17 protein-coding genes are annotated in these 17,560 nt (G+C 66.7%); 5 read left to right on the top strand and 12 right to left on the bottom strand.

Annotated features, from left to right (window positions below; translation table 11 throughout):
- Positions 1-80 precede the first annotated feature (80 nt).
- From CXR29_RS04080 to CXR29_RS04060, 5 genes are all read right to left on the bottom strand, one after another.
- The gene (locus CXR29_RS04080) at positions 81-671 is read right to left on the bottom strand and encodes a type II secretion system F family protein (protein ID WP_101555787.1); all 591 of its coding nucleotides are present in this window, start codon (positions 669-671) and stop codon (positions 81-83) included.
- Between the two features lie 2 nt (positions 672-673).
- Positions 674-1,369, bottom strand: coding sequence for a type II secretion system F family protein (locus tag CXR29_RS04075; RefSeq protein ID WP_101555786.1), 696 nt, complete (start codon positions 1,367-1,369; stop codon positions 674-676).
- Positions 1,366-2,538, bottom strand: coding sequence for a TadA family conjugal transfer-associated ATPase (locus CXR29_RS04070; protein WP_101555785.1), 1,173 nt, complete (start codon positions 2,536-2,538; stop codon positions 1,366-1,368). The genes CXR29_RS04075 and CXR29_RS04070 overlap by 4 nt, the downstream gene beginning before the upstream one ends.
- On the bottom strand, positions 2,535-3,542 hold the full coding sequence (gene ssd / locus CXR29_RS04065) for a septum site-determining protein Ssd (protein WP_101555784.1): 1,008 nt from the start codon (positions 3,540-3,542) through the stop codon (positions 2,535-2,537). The genes CXR29_RS04070 and ssd overlap by 4 nt, the downstream gene beginning before the upstream one ends.
- A gap of 244 nt (positions 3,543-3,786) precedes the next feature.
- Positions 3,787-6,402 carry a hypothetical protein gene (locus CXR29_RS04060; protein WP_127363977.1) on the bottom strand — a complete coding sequence of 872 codons (2,616 nt, stop codon included), beginning with the start codon at positions 6,400-6,402 and terminating at the stop codon, positions 3,787-3,789.
- Between the two features lie 336 nt (positions 6,403-6,738).
- Here CXR29_RS04060 and acs point away from each other — a divergent pair, with 336 nt between their 5' ends.
- Positions 6,739-8,676, top strand: a complete 1,938-nt coding sequence (gene acs / locus CXR29_RS04055; protein WP_101555782.1) for an acetate--CoA ligase — start codon at positions 6,739-6,741, stop codon at positions 8,674-8,676.
- Between the two features lie 177 nt (positions 8,677-8,853).
- Positions 8,854-9,261: a phage holin family protein gene (locus CXR29_RS04050; protein WP_025778074.1), complete on the top strand. Its 408-nt coding sequence runs from the start codon at positions 8,854-8,856 to the stop codon at positions 9,259-9,261.
- A 106-nt stretch (positions 9,262-9,367) separates the two neighbouring features.
- Here CXR29_RS04050 and CXR29_RS04045 read toward each other — a convergent pair whose 3' ends face one another.
- Positions 9,368-10,369 carry a TetR family transcriptional regulator gene (locus CXR29_RS04045; RefSeq protein ID WP_101594365.1) on the bottom strand — a complete coding sequence of 334 codons (1,002 nt, stop codon included), beginning with the start codon at positions 10,367-10,369 and terminating at the stop codon, positions 9,368-9,370.
- A gap of 109 nt (positions 10,370-10,478) precedes the next feature.
- Between CXR29_RS04045 and CXR29_RS04040 the strand changes: the two genes are divergently transcribed.
- A complete protein-coding gene (locus CXR29_RS04040) occupies positions 10,479-11,438 on the top strand; it encodes an ATP-binding cassette domain-containing protein (RefSeq protein WP_127363976.1) in 960 nt (319 codons plus the stop codon).
- Between the two features lie 58 nt (positions 11,439-11,496).
- Positions 11,497-12,342: an ABC transporter permease gene (locus tag CXR29_RS04035; protein ID WP_101555779.1), complete on the top strand. Its 846-nt coding sequence runs from the start codon at positions 11,497-11,499 to the stop codon at positions 12,340-12,342.
- 28 nt (positions 12,343-12,370) lie between these two features.
- Here the strand turns inward: CXR29_RS04035 and CXR29_RS04030 are convergent, their stop codons facing one another.
- Both CXR29_RS04030 and nth read right to left on the bottom strand, forming a co-directional pair.
- On the bottom strand, positions 12,371-13,102 hold the full coding sequence (locus CXR29_RS04030) for an NUDIX hydrolase (RefSeq protein WP_101555778.1): 732 nt from the start codon (positions 13,100-13,102) through the stop codon (positions 12,371-12,373).
- Positions 13,099-13,875: an endonuclease III gene (nth, locus tag CXR29_RS04025; protein ID WP_051505149.1), complete on the bottom strand. Its 777-nt coding sequence runs from the start codon at positions 13,873-13,875 to the stop codon at positions 13,099-13,101. The genes CXR29_RS04030 and nth overlap by 4 nt, the downstream gene beginning before the upstream one ends.
- A gap of 245 nt (positions 13,876-14,120) precedes the next feature.
- On the opposite strand from nth, the gene CXR29_RS04020 reads away from it, so the two are divergent.
- Complete coding sequence (locus CXR29_RS04020) at positions 14,121-14,798, top strand: Crp/Fnr family transcriptional regulator (protein WP_101555777.1); 678 nt, start codon at positions 14,121-14,123, stop codon at positions 14,796-14,798.
- Positions 14,799-15,099: 301 nt separating this feature from the next.
- Here the strand turns inward: CXR29_RS04020 and CXR29_RS04015 are convergent, their stop codons facing one another.
- The 4 genes from CXR29_RS04015 to CXR29_RS17250 all read right to left on the bottom strand — a co-directional run bounded on the left by CXR29_RS04015 (position 15,100) and on the right by CXR29_RS17250 (position 17,536).
- Positions 15,100-15,864, bottom strand: coding sequence for an MBL fold metallo-hydrolase (locus CXR29_RS04015; protein WP_127363975.1), 765 nt, complete (start codon positions 15,862-15,864; stop codon positions 15,100-15,102).
- Positions 15,861-16,835: an NUDIX hydrolase gene (locus tag CXR29_RS04010; protein WP_127363974.1), complete on the bottom strand. Its 975-nt coding sequence runs from the start codon at positions 16,833-16,835 to the stop codon at positions 15,861-15,863. Before CXR29_RS04010 ends, CXR29_RS04015 begins: the two co-directional genes overlap by 4 nt.
- On the bottom strand, positions 16,825-17,298 hold the full coding sequence (locus CXR29_RS04005) for a RidA family protein (protein WP_101594371.1): 474 nt from the start codon (positions 17,296-17,298) through the stop codon (positions 16,825-16,827). Before CXR29_RS04005 ends, CXR29_RS04010 begins: the two co-directional genes overlap by 11 nt.
- An 82-nt stretch (positions 17,299-17,380) precedes the next feature.
- Entirely contained in the window at positions 17,381-17,536 is a 156-nt protein-coding gene (locus tag CXR29_RS17250; RefSeq protein ID WP_009883339.1) for a Sp36 family protein, read from the bottom strand.
- Between the last annotated feature and the right edge of the window lie 24 nt (positions 17,537-17,560).

The raw sequence follows: 17,560 nt of genomic DNA, 5'->3' as shown, positions 1-17,560 counted from the left end.
CGCCGCTTCAGGACCGGGTGAATACCCCGGAACGCAGCCGTCGAGACCACGTGCCGCTGGTGCGCAGGAGCACTGAGGCTTCAGAAGAACACGGTTGTGAGGTCGGTCAGCAGCGAGATGACGACCGGAACGACCGAGAGCAAGAGGAACGCCGGCAGAATGCACACACCCAAAGGCAGCACCAGCTGCACACCCAATGAGGCGGCGGCCTCCTGCCGGCGCCGGCGTGAGGACGCCCGCAGCTCCTCGGCCACGGACTCGATGAGTGGTGCCGGGCCGACACCGGTGTGTTCGGAGAATTCGAAGACCTCGAGCACCGGCAGCAGCCGATCGTCGTCGGCGAGCCTGCGCCCGCCGATCGCCATCGCACGGGCGATCCTCTGCAGATCCGATCGGTCATCGGTCGCCTCGGCGGTCAAGGTCAGCGCCACGGGAATCGGCAGGCCCGAGGTCAGACAGATCGCCACGAGATCGAGGTCGAATGCCAACTGATCATCGGCCACCGCCGGCTCCGTCCCCGACCCAGCCGTGCTCGCCTGAGGGGCAGCCGCCTCGCTGCCGGTCGGATCGGTCCCGCCCTCGCCGAGGAGGCTCTGCAGTCTCCGGCGGGTCGATCCGGACCACAGCAGCACGCCGAGACCGACGCAGGCACCGATGAGCACAGCAAGCATGGTCACCTCTGCGCCCGCAGCATCATCGTCCGCATCCACCATCGGCCGGCCCCGTACAGGAGGAGCCCGGCACCGATGCTCAGCTGTCCCGGCAGCCCGCTGATGAGTTCCAGGGGTCGGACGCCGATGAGCAGGCCGAGGCCGACGCCGATGAGCGGCAGCCAGCTGAGCACCCGCACCGTCGACCGCGGACCGGCCATGGCGATGCGGCGTTCGCGTTCGGCGTCGAGGGCGTCTCTCTGGGCGGCCGCGTAACGCAGGATCATCTCCGCCGCGGGGGCTCCGGAACGTTCGGACACCGTCCATACGGCGGCCATTCCGGTCAGCACGTGAGCGGCGGCCTCTGACAGCGCGCTGCTGCGGGTGGCGATGGCGCGTCCGGGCTCCTCACCCAACGAGATCGCGCGTGAGATCGGGGCCAGCGCGTCATTGCGGCGGCTGAGCGTGGCCATCACCGCCTGCGGAGTCATCCCCACCTTGAGCAGATGGGCGCAGTTCTCCACCGCGGCGATCGCCCACAGCCGTTCGGCCTGATCATCGGCGGTGCGGCCGCCTCGGCGAAAGAGGGCACGCACTCCTTTCGGCACTGATCCGCCACCGTCGGCACGGTGCAGGAGTTCCCGCAGTCTGGCACCCGGGTCCGGGGGCGCCGCGAGGATGATCCCGGCCGCGATCAGAGCGGCGGTGAGGACGATCATTGTGCGGATTTCTGTTCGAGCACGGATTCGAACCGGGCCAGGGCACGGCGGTTGACGGTGCCGGCTGTCGACGGTGACGGGCGGCCCCACACCGGTTCCATAACGACTGCCTCGGCACCGACCCTCGTCGGGATCGCCAGTTCCGTGATTCCCCGCTCGGAGCCGCAGCGCCGCAGATGGATGACGAGGTCGATGGCGGTGGAGAACTGCGAATACACGGCATCCGGGCTCATCTGCGCCAACGCCCCGAGCGCGGCCACCCGGCTGGGCACGGCCTCGGCGGTGTTCGCATGGATGGTCGCGCACCCGCCCTCATGACCGGTGTTGAGCGCGGTGAGCATGTCCCGGACCTCCGCGCCGCGACATTCCCCGACGACGAGGCGGTCGGGCCGCATCCGCAGGGCGTTGCGCACGAGGTCGGTCAGAGTCACCTCGCCGCCGCCTTCGACGTTGGCTTGGCGGGCCGCGAGCTGGACGGTGTGCGGGTGGGTGACGATGAGCTCGCGGGAGTCCTCGACGATGACGATTCGCTGGATCGTCTCGACCAGGGACAGCAGAGCGCCGAGGAGGACGGTCTTCCCCGTGCCCGTCCCTCCGGAGATGAGGATGTTCGCCCGTGACGTGACCGCCTCGGCGATGAGGGGGCTGATCTCATCGGGGACGAACCCCTCCTCGCAGAGCTGGGAGTAGGGGAATCCGGAGCGTTTGGGCACGCGGAAGCTGATCGTCGTCGTGTCCCCGGAGATCGGAGGGACGATCGCGTTCATCCGCACCCCGTCGGGCAGGCGCACATCGACATAGGGAGAGGAATCGTCGAGGCGGCGCCCGCCGAGGGCGGCCAACCGGACCGCCAGTGACCGTACGTCCTCTTCGGCTCCCAGGGACAGGTCGAGCAGCCGGGGCCCGTCGCCGGTGTCGGCGAAGATCTCACGCGGCCCGTTGACGAACACGTCCGTGGTGCCGGGCACCTCGAGCACGGACTGCAGAGGTCCTGCCCCGGACAGCTGCGCGGACAGCCGGGTGACGAGCTCGAGCAGGGCGGACGAACCGAGCACACGTCCGGTGCGTTGGACCGCCTCGGCGACGGCGGCCGTGGTCACCGGTCCCGGCTTGTCGAGCAGCGTTTTGCGAACATCGGCGACCAGCGAGGCATCGAGCCATTCGCTCATTCGACCCACTCCCCCAGCAAGCGATCGACGAGGCGGCCGAGGTGCGCCCCGCCGGGGATGCCCTCGCCGCGGTCGACGGCGGCGGACAGTCCCCGATCATCGCGGATGCTCCCGGCCAAACTCAGACCGATGGAGTCGGCGAGGAGCTCGGCGTCGAGGCCCCCGGGACCGGTTTCGCGGACGACGAGGCGCACATCGGGGTGGGCCTGGGACAGACGCTTGGCCACTTGGGAGGAGGCGACGGCCGACCGGACCCGGGCCGGGGAGACGAGAAGGACATGATGGCAGCGTCTCGTCCATTGCGGTGGGGCGTGGCGGGGCAGATCGACGATGACGAGGTCGAAGGCCTGACCGGCTGCGGCGAGGAAGTCGTCGAAGACGTCGGGGTCGAGGTCGACGGTGTCGTCCCGCCCCCAGGACAGCAGCGCGAGTCCGTCGTGGCGGGGCAGCGCATCGGCCAGGGCTGAGGGACGCAGCTGTCCGCGGGAGGCGCTGAGGTCGGTCCACCGGGGTCCGGGCACCGCTTCGGCGCCGAGGACGAGGTCGAGTCCCCCGCCGAGCGGGTCGGCGTCGACGAGGACGGTGCTGTGATCGGCTCCGGCTCGTCGGGCGAGTGCGCATGCGAGCACGGAGGCACCCGCCCCGCCGCAGCCGGCGACGACGCCGACCGTGGTTCCGGGTGCGCCAGGCGGTTCGACTGCGGCGATCATCCGTCCGCTCAGCCATTCCGCGGCGGCGGGCAGCACGGCGAGCTGGTCGACGCCGAGGTGGGCGGCCTTCGCCCAGGTCGAGGAGGGTTCGTCATCGTTGAGGACGACGAGGATCGTGTCCGCTCTGTCGGTGGCGGGGGCTTCGCGGACGTCTTCGCCGAGGAGGATGAGCGACGCGGACTGCCAGCCTCCGGAGTCGGGAGGCAGAACGGTCAGGGAGATGCCGATACTTTCGGCGACTCGAGCGCATTCTTCGGTGATCGCACCGAGGTCGGTGATGAGGGCTACCTGCATGCACCGAGCCTGGACTCGACCGGTGGCCTCCGGCCAGGCCGGAGCTCTGCCCTGTGGAGGGGACGACGAAGGGGCGCCTCCTGTGAGGTTGAGTCACAGGAGGCGCCCCACGTGGCAGCCTGCAGCTTCCATCCAGGTCAGCTGCGGTGGCTCGGCCGCTCGGCCACCTCACGTGGTGCCGAGGGGCACAGAGTCGACCGTGGCGTGTCCACAGCGCTGACGTGCGAGTGGAAGCCGGACCGAATCAGCCGCGCTGGATTCCTTCGATATTGCGCAGGACACCGGTGGTGCTGCCGTCGGAGTCGCGGACCGTGAACGAGGACCCGTTGTCCTCGAGACTGAGGTACCAGTCGCCGGGGTAGATCGTGAACACCGGCATTCCGGTGGCCTCGTCCACGGCTTCGCGCGGCTCGGGAACGGCGAACCAGAACGCCTGGACGATGGGGCGTCGTCCACCGTCCTGGTTCTGTGCCCGACCGTTGTCGTGACCGGCGTTCCGACCGTCGTTCTGCGCATCACCGGACCGGTTCTGACCGGCATCGGCGGGCACCGGCTGGTTGTCGACGGCCGTCTGCGCCATGGTCTCGTCGGTCGAGCTGTCCCCGCGCCCGTCGGTCTCCGGACGGTTGGCGTAGTCGGCGACAGGAACGTACTGAGTCGGCTCTTCGCTTTCGGGAGCGGTCGTCCGCTCCGCACTGGTGGCCGGCTCGATCACAGCGGTCGCCTGACCGTCATCATCCGCCGCTGTGTCATCGCCCGCAGGCGCCGTGTCATCGGCCGTGGGCTTGCCGTCTGCGACGACCGGGCCGTCTGCCGGAGTGCTGACAACCGTGGCCTCGGTGGAGCGGACATTCGCATCGTCGTCCTGACCCTGCGCCGGGGCTTCGTCGGTCGAGGCCGAGGACTCCGATGGCGAGGCGGTCGAGGACTGTGCGGCCGATCCCGCGCCGGCGATATCTGCGTCTTCCGCGGAGTTCGTATCCGAAGACTTCGCGTTGACCTTGGAGACCAGGTCGCTGCTCTCGGCCGGCGACACGACCGTCGGGGTGTCGTCCTCCTTCGCCGAGGCGGCCATGGACCTGTCCGCGGACGTGTCCTCATTCGCCGCATCGGTCTCAGCAGACGACACGGAGTCGGTCTCCGATTCGGGAGCGGCGTGGCGGCCACGCCGACGTTCGGAATCCGCGTGTGCGGCAGCGACACCGGCAGTACCGGCGCCGATCACCCCGGCGCCTGCAGCAGCGGCCGCAGCGCCCGAATGTGTCTTGTCGCCTGCCTCGGTGGGCTGGGCCTCGGCTTCAGCAGCCTGGCTGCTCGCGCCGGTGAGCTGACCGTCGGCCGCATCGTCCTGCGGCCGGCCGGCTCCGACACCGAACGCCTGAGTCGGCTCGCTCTGCGAATGCTGCGGGGCGTCCGAATCGCGACGGCCCAGATAGGTCTGCCCGTCACCGGTGCTGTGCACCGGCCCGTCGGCCGAGGCCTGGTCAGATGTCGTGTCTGAGGATCCGGGCGCAGCGCCCGCGCCCGAGGTGTTGGCAGGCGCGGCGAAGGAGCTGGCAGAACGCTCGGCGTCCTGCTCCTGCGGCGGAGCGTAAGGGCTGGGCTGGTTCTGGTCGTCGGAAGACTGGCCGAATTCGTCGGACGGATGGCCGACTTGCGCGGACGGCTGGTTCTGCTGGTCGGCAGGGGCGAACTGGCTCTGCTGTTCCGGACCGCCGAACTGACCCGACTGACCGAACCGGTCGTCGCCGGGCTGACCCTGCTGCGCAGGCTGACCCGGACCGCCGAATTGGTCCGACTGTCCTGTTCCGCCGAACTGACCCGACTGTCCTGGCGCACCGAACTGAGTCGGCTGGCCGGACTGTCCCGGTCCGCCGGGCTGACCGTAATCGCCGGTACCCGGCTGTCCGAATCCTGGCTGACCAGCGCCGGCCGGAGCGGCACCATACGGTGCGAATCCGGGTGCGCCGGCACCCGGTCCGGTCGCACCGGGCACATTGGCCACCGGTGCCGGATGCTGGGTGTGCTTGGTGACGGGGCGAGCCTTCGGATGGGTCTCGATGTCCTCGCGGCCGGCGAATTCCTTGGCGAAGAACGGCAGCATCGTGAACACTCCGGCGAAGAATGCGATGAGCCCGGCGAAGAACGCCAGGTACGAGCCCACATGCCAATAGACCGCCGAGGTGAGCAGGTCGATGAACACATAGGTGAAGGCGATCGCCGAGAGCACGGAGATGAATTGGTCGAGGCTGAGCGACCCGACCCGCAGTCGGCTGCTGCCGAGCTTGTTGACGAGCACGGCCGCCACGATGAGCAGGATCGCGAGCACCCCGAATACGAGCGCGCCCATATCCGCGACGTTCCAATGCCACAGCGTCGTCGTCTCATGTCCGAAGCCGTAGCTGTAGCTGCGGTAGGGCACGAACAGGGCGATGAAGGCGAGCAGACCGGCGAAGAGGAGGAAGAGATCGCGCAGAGTCAGCGGGCCGAGGATTCCCGGGCCGGTCTTCCGCTTGGGGGCAGGCGCTTGGCCGAACTGACCCTGGCCCGGCGCTGACCCGTACGGTCCCGGTGCCGAGCCGTACTGCCCGGGAGCAGATCCGTATGGTCCGGGTCCCGACCCGTACTGGGCCGGAGCCGATCCATAGGGTCCTTGCGCGGCGGGCTGTCCGGGTGCCGATCCGTAGGGTCCCGGTGCGGAACCGTAGGCCGGCCCGGGCGCCGAGCCGAACTGTCCCGGTCCCGAACCGTAGGCCGGCGGCTGACCGCCGGGCTGCTGCGCGTTCTGGCCCGGGTACTGCGGGGGCTGATCCTGCCACGGCTGTGGCCCGGACCCGGTTGGATGCTGCGGCGAACTCATCGCTGACTCCAGTCGATCTCGGGGAAAGGTAACAGTGTTTCCGTGTCCGCGCGGGTCGGATCCCAACGGACTCTGACCCCATCCTTGCAGAACACAGGCCGCCTGTGCACTCATACGCGCTTTCTCAAGCACGTCGGGAACCGCGTATTCCCTCACCGAGGAGGCTCTTCGGTGACCTCATCACCGTCGAAGCCATGTGACCCATACCACGACAATGGCGCGGCGGCTACCCCCGATTTCCCCGTTCATCGCATGAAACTGCCCTCCACTGCCCCCGACCACCGGTATACAGTGCAACTAGAATTTTCGATCCACCAAGGAAGTCGGAGGGAAAGCATGACCGAAACCGCTGCCGAGCAGACAGAGACGTTTGCCCCGCCTGAGCAGTTCGCCGCAGACGCCAACGTCAAGGCCGACGAATACGAACGCGCCGAGGCAGACTACTTGGGCTTCTGGGCCGAACAGTCCCGTGAGCTCGTCGACTGGCACGAGGACTTCGACGAGGTCCTCGATTGGACGAATCCGCCGTTCGCGAAATGGTTCGTCGGCGGAAAGCTCAATGTCGCCTACAACTGCCTCGACCGCCACGTCCTCGCCGGCAACGGCGACCGGGTGGCCATCAACTTCGAAGGCGAACCGGGCGATTCCCGTGCTTTCACCTATGCCGAACTTCTCGCCGAAGTGTCGAAGGCGGCGAACACGCTGACCGACCTCGGCGTCAAGAGCGGCGACCGGGTCGCCATCTACCTGCCGATGATTCCCGAAGCCGTGATCTCGATGCTCGCCTGTGCTCGCCTCGGTGCTGCACATTCGGTCGTCTTCGGCGGATTCTCCGCCGATGCACTGCACTCGCGCATCATCGACGCCGAAGCCCGCGTCGTCATCACCGCCGACGGCAGCTACCGTCGCGCCAAGCCCACGAGCCTCAAGCCGGCCGTCGACGAAGCGATCTCTCGGGGTGACACTCCGGTCGAGCACGTTCTCGTCGTCAAGCGCACCGGTCAGGACGTCGACTGGGTCGAAGGCCGCGACCAGTGGTGGGAGGATTCCGTCGGCCGGGCCAGCGGCGAACACGTTTGCGAGTTCTTCGACTCGGAGCACCCCCTGTTCATCCTCTACACCTCCGGGACGACAGGAAAGCCCAAGGGCATCCTCCACACCACCGGCGGCTACCTCACTCAGGTGCTGTACTCGATGAAGGCCGTCTTCGACATCAAGCCCGAGACGGATGTCTTCTGGTGCACCGCCGACGTCGGCTGGGTCACCGGTCACTCCTATGTCGCCTACGGCCCACTGGCCGCCGGCACCACTCAGATCATCTACGAAGGCACCCCGGACACTCCGCATCAGGGTCGCTGGTGGGAGATCATCGAGAAGTACAAGGCCACGATCCTCTATGCCGCCCCGACGGCGATCCGCACGTGCATGAAGTGGGGCGAGGAGATCCCGGCGAAGTACGATCTGTCCAGTCTGCGCCTGCTCGGCAGCGTCGGCGAACCGATCAACCCCGAGGCCTGGCGCTGGTACCACCGCGTCATCGGCGGTGAGCGCTGCCCGATCGTCGACACCTGGTGGCAGACGGAAACCGGGGCCCATATGATCGCTCCCCTGCCCGGCGTACTGTCGACCAAGCCCGGTTCCTCCCAGCGTCCGATTCCCGGCATCTCCGTCGACGTCGTCGATGATTCGGGTGAGAACCCGGCCGGCCCCGAAGGCGGGCTGCTCGTCATCCGTCGGCCTTGGCCGTCGATGCTGCGCGGGATCTGGAAAGACCCGGAGCGCTTCAAGGAGACCTACTGGTCGCGGTTCGAAGACACGTACTTCGCCGGTGACGGGGCCCGCCGCGATGAGGACGGGGACATCTGGTTCCTCGGCCGCGTCGACGATGTGATGAATGTGTCCGGTCACCGCCTGTCCACCGCAGAGATCGAGTCCTCGCTCGTCGCGCATCCCAAGGTCGCCGAGGCGGCTGTGGTCGGCGCTGCCGACGATACGTCCGGGCAGGCCGTCGTCGCGTTCGTCATCGTCTCCAATGGAGTCGAGGACTCCTCCGAGACATCTGAGGAGCTGCGTCAGCACGTGGGCAAGGACATCGGCCCCATCGCGAAGCCGAAGAAGGTCCACATCGTCACGGACCTGCCCAAGACACGCTCCGGCAAGATCATGCGTCGCCTGCTCAAGGACGTTGCCGAGAACCGCGAGGTCGGCAATACGTCGACCCTCGCCGATGCCTCGGTGATGGACCAGATCGAAAAGTCCGTCGCAGAAGCCTGAACCTCGCTCTGAGGCCGAGGTCGGATGACCCGTCGGTGACAGACGACCGTGCCGCATAGCGGCCATCGTCGGGATCCGACGGGTTTTCCCGGTTCCCCGCCGATTCGCCTTTGGCCGCAGGGCACGATCAGACTACTCTTAAGTTAGATTGTCCTCGTTCTCGATTTAGGAGCTCTCATGGCCGAACGGTCCATCAGCGAACTGATCAAAGGCATCAGCGACGATTCCAAAGCGATCGCCGAAGAAGAGATTGCCCTCGCCAAGGCCGAAGCCACTGCCGGCGCGAAGAACCTGGGCATCGGAGCCGGACTGGCCGTTGTCGCTCTCTTCCTGCTCTTCCTGTCCTCGTTCATGGTGATCTTCGCCGGTGCGGCCGCATTCCATGAGGGATTGGGCTGGCCGTGGTGGGGCAGCTTCCTCATCGTCTTCGGTATCCTCGCCGTCATCGCGATCATCCTCGTGCTTGTCGCCCTCCCGCTGTTCAAGAAGGGCAACCCGGTGCCCGGCACCGCGATCGGCTCGGCCAAATCGCTCGTGGCCTCGGTCAAGCGTGCGGTGAAGAACCCCTCGGGACCCCGTTACTGAACCACTACTGATAGGACCCGCTCGGTCCTCGACAGCGAGACAATGAAGCGGCGCCGGACATCGTGTCCGGCGCCGCTTGTCACTTTCTCACTCGGCGCATTCGCAGTCAGCGCCGCTTCGCCGCCCGCTCCTTGGCTTCACGTCGCACCTGACGTTCCCGCTTGCGCGCTTCGGCCAGCACCTTCTGCGCCTGCCTGACGGCCTTCTGGGCCTCCCGCAGCTTCTTATCGGCGATGACATCGGGGGCATCATCAGCGATCGTGGCCTTCCCATCAGCCGATTCCCCGGCAGCGTCGCCGGAGGAGTCGGCCGGGGCTGTCGCGCCCGAGCCGTCCGCCGTCCCGGATTCGGCGCCGCTCCGCCTGCGCTCGACCCCGTCGATGAAGGCCTCCACTCCGTCGAAGCCGCGTTCGAGTCCGAAGTCGAAGGGATCGGACCCCGAGGTGAAGACCCCCGCATCGATCGCCCTTCTGAGGAACGGATATCCATCCTCGGTGATGACCGCGTCGAAGAGCCGCCGCTCCCGGGACGCCACCTCGGCGGCATCCAAGCCGGTCGTTCGACTCTTCTCCTTATAGCCTGCGGCGATCATTCCCTTCCAGCGGGCGACACCGGTGACGAGCAGGGAAACGGCGATCCGCTCCTCTTCCGACAGACCGGTATCCGAGAGCGCCTCGAGGCCGGCCTCCAGCCAGGCCGAGCTGTTCGGGGTGATCGGGCTGCCGGTGATCGGCATCGACAGCAGCCAGGGCTGTCGGACATAGATCAGTGACTGCGCCTGGTAGAGCTCGCTGAGGCGAGCCCTCCAACTGAGAACTTCCCCGTCCGCCTCCGGCGGCAGACCGGTCGCCTCCTCCTGCATGAGCAGGAGCAGATCGTCCTTCGAGCTCACGTATCGATAGAGCGACATCGGCGTGTACCCGAGGCGCTTTGCGACCGCGGACATCGACACCGCCTGGATGCCGTCGCTGTCAGCGATCTCGATGGCGGCGTCGACGATCTTCTCGACGCTCATCTCCCGCTTCGGTCCTCGCTGCGGTGTCGCCGCAACTCCCCACGCCAGCGCGATTCCGCTGGGGAGCTGCTCGATCGTGTCGTCAGAACTCATGTCACCATCTTATATTGTGTATGCCATATATTGCGTGTTAGTGTCATATACAGTTTCTGTCGTATACAGAAACCTGCTCGGTGATTCCGACCTGTGAGAGGACCCCATCATGACCGCCGACGGCTCCATCAGCACCGCTTCTCATCCAACCGCTCCATTGCCGCTCCCGGCGGAGGGCACGGCCACGGATGACACCCGAACTGCCGCCATCTCGTTCACTGGCGTGGGCAAGCGCTTCGGTGCGAAGTCCGTCCTCGACGGGCTCGACTTCCATGTCCGCAGGGGCGAAGTCTTCGCCCTCCTCGGCTCCAACGGCACAGGAAAGACCACCTGCATCAATATCCTCACCACCCTCGTCCGCCCGGACACCGGATCGGTTCGGGTCATGGATGTCGATGTGTGCGAATCACCCGCCGAGGCGAAACGTCGCTTCGCAGTCACCGGTCAGTCTGCGGCCGTCGACGCCCACCTCACGGCCGAGGAGAACCTCGTCCTCCTCGGCCGCCTCTCCGGACTGAGCCGTCGCGCCGCGAAGGCAAGAAGCCGGGAGCTGGCCGAGAAGCTCAGTCTCACAGCCTTCATGTCCGCTCGGGTCGCCGCGCTCTCCGGCGGCATGCGTCGCCGCCTCGACCTGGCGCTCAGTCTGGTCGTCCCAGTCGAGGTGCTCATTCTCGATGAACCCACCACCGGTCTGGACACCCGCTCCCGGCAGGAGCTGTGGAACGAGGTCGGCGAGCTCTCCCGAGGCGGCGCGACGGTGTTCCTCACCACGCAGTACCTCGACGAAGCCGATGCCCTGGCCGATCGGGTCGGGTTACTCGACAGCGGACGCATGGCGGGCCTGGGCACACCGGCAGAGCTCAAGGCACGCATCGGCGAAGACACCGTGTCCATCCGCGGAAGCGACGGGACCCAGCTGGATGAGATTCCCACAGACGGCACCGTCGACGGCCTCGCCTCGGCGATCGAGCCGTGGGTCGGTCGATCGTCCCGGGCCTCAGTGTCCCTGCACAGTCCCAGCCTCGATGATGTCTTCCTCGCCTTCACCTCGGCCGACAAGCCTCACTGACCACCCGCACCTCTGCCCGCGCCGCCGTGCATCATCACCGTCCAGAGAGGACACCGCAATGTCACACAGTCACCCGACCACCACGTCCGCGACAGCAGCAGCACCGAACGCAGCCGACCTCCCCCGCCGGACGACCCGGACACGCCCTCGCGGATTCTCCGCCGAGGCGACCTTCACCGGCAGAAGCCTGCGTCACGCTGTTCGAGACGTCGAATCACTGCTCATGGCCGTCGCTCTGCCGGTCATGCTCATGCTCATGTTCACCTTCGTCTTCGGCGGCGCCCTCGATCCCGATGGCGGATACGTCGACTACGTCGTCCCCGGAATCATCCTCACCTGCGCCGGCTTCGGTGCCGCCTCGACTTCGCTCTCGGTGGCCTCGGATATGACCTCCGGGTTCGTCGACCGGCTGCGGACGATGCCCGTGCGAGCATCTGCTGTCATCACCGGCCACGTTGTGGCGAGCCTTGCAAGGAATCTGTTCGCGACCTCCGTCGTCCTCCTCGTCGCCGTCGCCATCGGGTTCCGACCCTCCGCAGGAGTCGGAGAGTGGCTGGCGACCATCGGACTCGTCGCTCTCTACATTCTGGCGATCACGTATCTCTTCGCCGCCATCGGCCTCGCCGCAAAATCTCCCGAATCCGCAAACGGGTACGGTTTCATCCTCCTCTTCCTCCCCTACGTCTCCAGCGCATTCGTGCCCGTCGAGACCATGCCGAGGTGGTTGGAGGTGTTCGCCGACAATCAGCCGATCACTCCGATCATCGACGCCCTGCGAGCATTGCTCATCGGCACCGATATGGGCGCCTCACTCTATCTCGCCGTCGGCTGGTGTCTGCTCATTCTCGCCGTGACAGCGGTATGGGCCGCCGTGCTGTTCAACGCGAAGGCCGGACGTCGCTGAATAGCTGCGGACGCCTCGGTGATCGAGTTCAGAAGTCGATCGCGATAGGAGCGTTCTCGTCCCATTCGCGGGCCCAGCCGAGGTGGTCGAGGGCGAAGTCGAGGATGCCGGCGGTGAAGCCCCAGACCTTGAGGACTCCGACGTCGAAGGCCGGGGTCGAGAACTTCAGATCGGGGCGCGCAAAGGTGCCGCGATTGGCGGGGGCGACGAGGTCGGCGATGGCCACCCGATAGACGGAGTAGGACTCCCGCTGATCCATCACCTGCACGCGGCCCGGCTGACGCCAGTAGCCGACCACCGGCGTCACCTCGAACTTCGAAACCGGGATGTAGAGCGAGTCCATCTCTCCGAGCACTTCGACGGTGTCCGGGGAGATTCCCGCTTCCTCCTCCGCTTCACGCAGCGCCGCGGCCGCCATGGAATGGTCTTCGGGATCACGGCCGCCTCCGGGGAAGGCGACCTGACCGGGATGGTGACGCAGGGTCGCAGCCCGCTGGAGGAGCACGATGTCGACATCGGCGACACCGATTTCGGCCAAGCGTGATGCTTCTGAGCGCCCCGCCTCGGTGCGCGCTTCTCCCCCACGTCCGAAGAGCATGAGCACGGCGGCGTCACGAGCGGCATCCTTTGCCGAATCCTTCTGCCGGCGCAGCCACAGCGGGGACCCGTGCGAGGCGGCGAGAGCTTCGAGCTGCCCGCGCAGGACTCCATCGGCGATCGTCGCCGATCCGGGTGGGAGGTTGGGGATTCGGGCGCTCACTGTCCGTCCTCGGCGACAGCCTCCTCGGTGGGAGTGGCCAAGGGCGCCATTTCGAACCGAAGCATGGCGCGTGCCTTCTCCGGGTCGAGCTCCCCGATGCCGAACGAGGGGCACAGCGCGGTCAGGGGGCAGGCTCCGCAAGCAGGCTTGCGGGAATGGCAGATGCGGCGGCCGTGGAAAATCACCCGATGCGAGAGCATGGTGAGATCCTTCTTCGGGAACAGGGCCGCGATCTCATGTTCGGCCTTGACGGCATCGGTCTCCTCCGTCCACCCGAAGCGTCGGGCCAACCGGCCCATGTGGGTGTCGACGGTCAGTCCCGGAGTGTCGAAGGCGTTGCCGAGGACGACGTTCGCGGTCTTGCGTCCGACTCCGGCGAGCTTGACGAGCTTGTCCAACTTGTTCGGCACCACACCGTCGTACTCGTCGACGAGTTCGTTTGCGAGCTTGACGATGTTGCGGGCCTTCGCCCGGTAGAACCCGGTGGAGCGGATGTGCTCCTCGACCTCGATGAGATTGGCCACGGCCAGGGCGTGAGCGTCGGGGAAGGCGGCGAAGAGGCTCGGGGTGACCGAGTTGACGCGGATATCTGTGGTCTGAGCGGACAGGACGGTGGCGATGAGCAGCTGGAACGGAGTCTCGAAGTCGAGTTCGCATTTCGCGTTCGGATACACCTCGGCGAGGATGCGATGGATCTTCCGGGCCCGGCGGGTCCGCCCCAGCGGGGTCTCCTTCGCGAACTTCCGCGCGCTCTTCTCTGCCACAGTCAACACGGCTCACCATCCTAATCCGTGCCCCGTCATTCCGCAGTCATGCCGGTCACACCCTCGGCTCAGACCGGTGTGCCGGGATCCGCGCGCCGGGACGCGAGCATCTGCGGGAACGGTGTGGTCGGCAGTCGCGTCGGGCGATGCGACAGAGGTTTTCAGACTGATGGGCCACACTCCCACGTCTTTGCTGGTATCGATGCAGATGACCAGGTAGATTTATGTGTGATTATCACGACAAGGAGGAACCAGTGGATATTGAAGTGGTGCGGGGCGCGACGCTCTTCGCAGGTCTGGACGATGAAGCCACCAGTGCATTGATGAAGTTCATGAACCCGCGGAGTCTCCGTCGGGGAACCGTGCTCTTCCATGAGGGCGATGCCGGTGACGAGCTCTACCTCGTCTCCTCGGGCAAGCTCAAGATCGGCCGCGAGTCCTCCGATGGCCGTGAGAACCTGCTGTCCGTGGTCGGCCCGGGCGAGATCATCGGCGAGCTCAGCCTCTTCGATCCCGGCCCACGTTCGACCTCTGTCACCGCGGTCTCCCAGTCGGAGCTGCTCAGCCTCAGGCACGAGGACCTCACCACCTGGCTCAACGAGCGCCCGCAGGCCGCGATGAACCTGCTCAAGGCTCTCGCCCAGCGTCTGCGACGCACGAACGAGACCGTCGGCGACCTCGTCTTCTCCGATGTGCCCGGCCGTGTCGCCAAGGCCCTGCTCGACCTGGCAGCCCGCTTCTCGAAGCCGGCTCCCGACGGTGTGCTCGTCGCTCACGACCTCACCCAGGAAGAGCTCGCTCAGCTCGTCGGCGCCTCCCGTGAGACCGTGAACAAGGCGCTGGCTGACTTCGCCGCCCGCGGCTTCATCCGTCTCGAGGCCCGCTCCGTCGTCATCCTCGACATGGACAGGATGCGCAACCGCGCCCGCTGATCCTCCTCGCGGCGTCCTAACCGCCACATCGCACGAACGCCCCAGCCGCTTCGGCTGGGGCGTTCGTGCTGGCACGGGCAAGTGTGCGTCGTGACCGGCGCTCGCCGTCGCAGTGGCTGTCGCGTCAGGTCCGGGAAGCTTCGTACTCCAGTTTTGGACCAGTCATCGAGTTCAAACTCGATGACTGGATCAGAACCTGAGTCGTGAGTGGTGTGTCATCCAGTTAGACCGAAGACGTCGCGCGCCATGCACCGCGGCAGGGCACTCAAGGCGCTTGCAGCTGCGACGTCAGCGGCGTGCCTCAGGCGTCGGCGGCGGGCAGAGCGTCGAGGTAGGCCAGCTGGGCCTTGACGATCTGTTCGGCCGCCGGCCGCACGCTGTCATCGACGTCGTGGTAGACGATGTCACAGACCTCCGAGGCGGTGCTCGCTCCCTGCTCGAGTGCCGCTTTGACCTGCTCGATGCGTTCGAGTCGGTGGGAGCGGTAGTAGTCGATCACCTCGGCGGGAGCGTCGATGCGCTCGCCGTGGGCCGGCTCGATGATCGCGAACTCACCGGCGTCGAGCAGTTCTCTCAACCGCTCGAGGGAGTTGAGGTAGTCACGCAGCGAACCTTCCGGGTGGGTGACGATCGTCGTCCCCTCCCCCAGGATCGTATCGCCGCTGTAGAGGGCACCGGAGCGGATGAGGCTGATGCTGTCGCTCGTGTGGCCGGGGGTGGCGACGACGCGCAGGACATCGGCAGGGGTGCTGCCGAAGGCGATCTCGTCGCCGTCGACCACGGGATCCGTGTGCCGGGCGAAACGCTCGAGTACAGCGTAGACGGGAACCTCGGGGGCCCACTGGTCGATGCTTCCGAGCATCTCGGAATGGTCGGCGTGCTGGTGGGTGAGAACGATCGCCGCCAGATCACGGTCGGCCACCTCGGCGAGGAAATTCTCACGGTGGTCAGCCATCTCCGGTCCGGGATCGATGACGACCGCGGAGGTGTCGTCCTGACTGGTGAGCACGTAGGTGTTCGTTCCGGTCAAGGTCATCGGGCTGGGATTCTTCGCACGGATTCTCATGAGTCCTCGCTCTCCTCGTCTGTCGTTTCGTCGTCGTCATCGCCGCTGAAGGTCAGGAAGCCGGGGTTCTGGTCGGTGTCGGTCTCGCCGACGGCCACCGCACGGTCGCGCAGGCTGCCTTTGCTGTGAGGGTCCTTGCCGGTGTGGATGACGACTTTCCAGTCGCCGTCGTCGGCGATGATCTCCGGCCGCAGCGGGTGGACGTTGCGGATCTGTGCCATGGCCGCTCCCACGGACGGGACCCCGGTGAGGCTTTCGACGATGATGCGGGCGGCCGCGCTGATGCGGTTGGGGTCTCCGCCCACCTCGGCGAGGATCTGTCCGGGGCGTTTCCAGCCGGCGGAGGTCTCGTTCGGGGACAGGAAGTCGACTTCCTGGCCGAAGGGCACGGTGGCGATGAAGTAGGTGGTGTCGAACCGGTGCAGCTGGGTGGGAGTGTTGATCCAGCGCAGCCACGGTTTGCACAGATCGGGACGCAGCCGCAGGTCACGGTCGCGTAGGACCTGCGACCATGACACTTCGTTCGAGAACAGCCTCGACCGGGTGGTGTGCCAGTCCGTCTGCGGTGAGGCCACGATCTCCCGGTCGACATCCTCGGCGAGCAGGATTCCGGTGGCGGCGAAGGTGATGCGGGCGGCCGCAGAGAAGTGGTGAAGGGCGCGGGATTTGTTCTCGATGCTCAGCGCACGCGCGCACCGGGCCGAATTCCATCCGGCCAAAGGCAGCTTCCGCACATCTCCCGGGCGCAGGCTGCTGGTGGGAAACGCCCACCGGTTGCGGTCTTCGACGCCGCGAGCGTCGAGCTGCCGGGTGATGAAGAGTTCCAGCCCGTCCGCGGAGTCCCGGATCAGCACGATCGCCGAGGTGGGGCGCGGGGCTTCGGGGACGGGCCACCGTCCGTCGGACTGCCAGTGGTCGAGCAGCCACCGCAGTTCCGACGAGACGGGAAGCGTGCGTCCGCTAAGCGGCATCGCCTGAGACCTCGACGATGACTTCGACCTCGACGGGCGTGCCCAGCGGCAGCGTGTTGACGCCGACGGCGCTGCGCGCGTGCTGCCCGCGGTCTCCGAAGATCTCACCGTAGAGTTCGGAGACGCCATTGATGACGGCCGGCTGCTGGGTGAAGTCATCGGCGGAGTTGACGAAGCCGGTGACCTTGACGACGCGCACGATCTGATCGAGGTCGCCGATGACTCCGGCGATGGCGGCAAGGGCGTTGAGCCCGGCTGTGCGTGCCAGCTGGTAGCCGGTGTCGAGGTCGACGTCCGTGCCGAGGTGACCGGTCGCAGGCAGTTTGCCGTCGACGACGGGCAGCTGGCCCGAGGTATAGACGTAGTTCCCGGTGCGCAGGGCGGGGACGTAGGCGCCGGCAGGGGTGGCGATCTCGGGCAGTTCGAGGCCGAGTTCGGTCAGACGCTCAAGGGTCTTCGACATGGTTGCTCTTTTCGACGTAGGTGGTCAGGAGGGTGATGGTGGTGCGGGGATGCTCAGCAGCCGCCTCGGTGCCGGAATCGGATCATTCCTTCGGTCGTTTGAGGTAGGCCACGAGTCCGTTGTTGTCAGGACCCGGGACGACCTGCACGAGTTCGTATCCGTCCTCACCCCACTGGTCGAGGATCTGCTTCGTCGCATGGACGATGAGCGGCACGGTGACGTATTCCCACTTGGTCATGATTCTCCTCAGTTGTTGATGCGT

It is taken from the genome of Brevibacterium linens (assembly GCF_003999335.1).
Taxonomy (GTDB): Bacteria; Actinomycetota; Actinomycetes; order Actinomycetales; family Brevibacteriaceae; genus Brevibacterium; species Brevibacterium linens.
This window is presented reverse-complemented; position numbering and strand designations above follow the sequence as displayed.

Excerpts from the sequence above, each read along its gene's own strand:
- CXR29_RS04080 (WP_101555787.1), bottom strand. The coding sequence starts at position 671 with ATGCTTGCTGTGCTCATCGGTGCCTGCGTCGGTCTCGGCGTGCTGCTG.
- CXR29_RS04075 (WP_101555786.1), bottom strand. The coding sequence starts at position 1,369 with ATGATCGTCCTCACCGCCGCTCTGATCGCGGCCGGGATCATCCTCGCG.
- CXR29_RS04070 (WP_101555785.1), bottom strand. The coding sequence starts at position 2,538 with ATGAGCGAATGGCTCGATGCCTCGCTGGTCGCCGATGTTCGCAAAACG.
- ssd (WP_101555784.1), bottom strand. The coding sequence starts at position 3,542 with ATGCAGGTAGCCCTCATCACCGACCTCGGTGCGATCACCGAAGAATGC.
- CXR29_RS04060 (WP_127363977.1), bottom strand. The coding sequence starts at position 6,402 with ATGAGTTCGCCGCAGCATCCAACCGGGTCCGGGCCACAGCCGTGGCAG.
- acs (WP_101555782.1), top strand. The coding sequence starts at position 6,739 with ATGACCGAAACCGCTGCCGAGCAGACAGAGACGTTTGCCCCGCCTGAG.
- CXR29_RS04050 (WP_025778074.1), top strand. The coding sequence starts at position 8,854 with ATGGCCGAACGGTCCATCAGCGAACTGATCAAAGGCATCAGCGACGAT.
- CXR29_RS04045 (WP_101594365.1), bottom strand. The coding sequence starts at position 10,369 with ATGAGTTCTGACGACACGATCGAGCAGCTCCCCAGCGGAATCGCGCTG.
- CXR29_RS04040 (WP_127363976.1), top strand. The coding sequence starts at position 10,479 with ATGACCGCCGACGGCTCCATCAGCACCGCTTCTCATCCAACCGCTCCA.
- CXR29_RS04035 (WP_101555779.1), top strand. The coding sequence starts at position 11,497 with ATGTCACACAGTCACCCGACCACCACGTCCGCGACAGCAGCAGCACCG.
- CXR29_RS04015 (WP_127363975.1), bottom strand. The coding sequence starts at position 15,864 with ATGAGAATCCGTGCGAAGAATCCCAGCCCGATGACCTTGACCGGAACG.
- CXR29_RS04010 (WP_127363974.1), bottom strand. The coding sequence starts at position 16,835 with ATGCCGCTTAGCGGACGCACGCTTCCCGTCTCGTCGGAACTGCGGTGG.
- CXR29_RS04005 (WP_101594371.1), bottom strand. The coding sequence starts at position 17,298 with ATGTCGAAGACCCTTGAGCGTCTGACCGAACTCGGCCTCGAACTGCCC.
- CXR29_RS17250 (WP_009883339.1), bottom strand. The coding sequence starts at position 17,536 with ATGACCAAGTGGGAATACGTCACCGTGCCGCTCATCGTCCATGCGACG.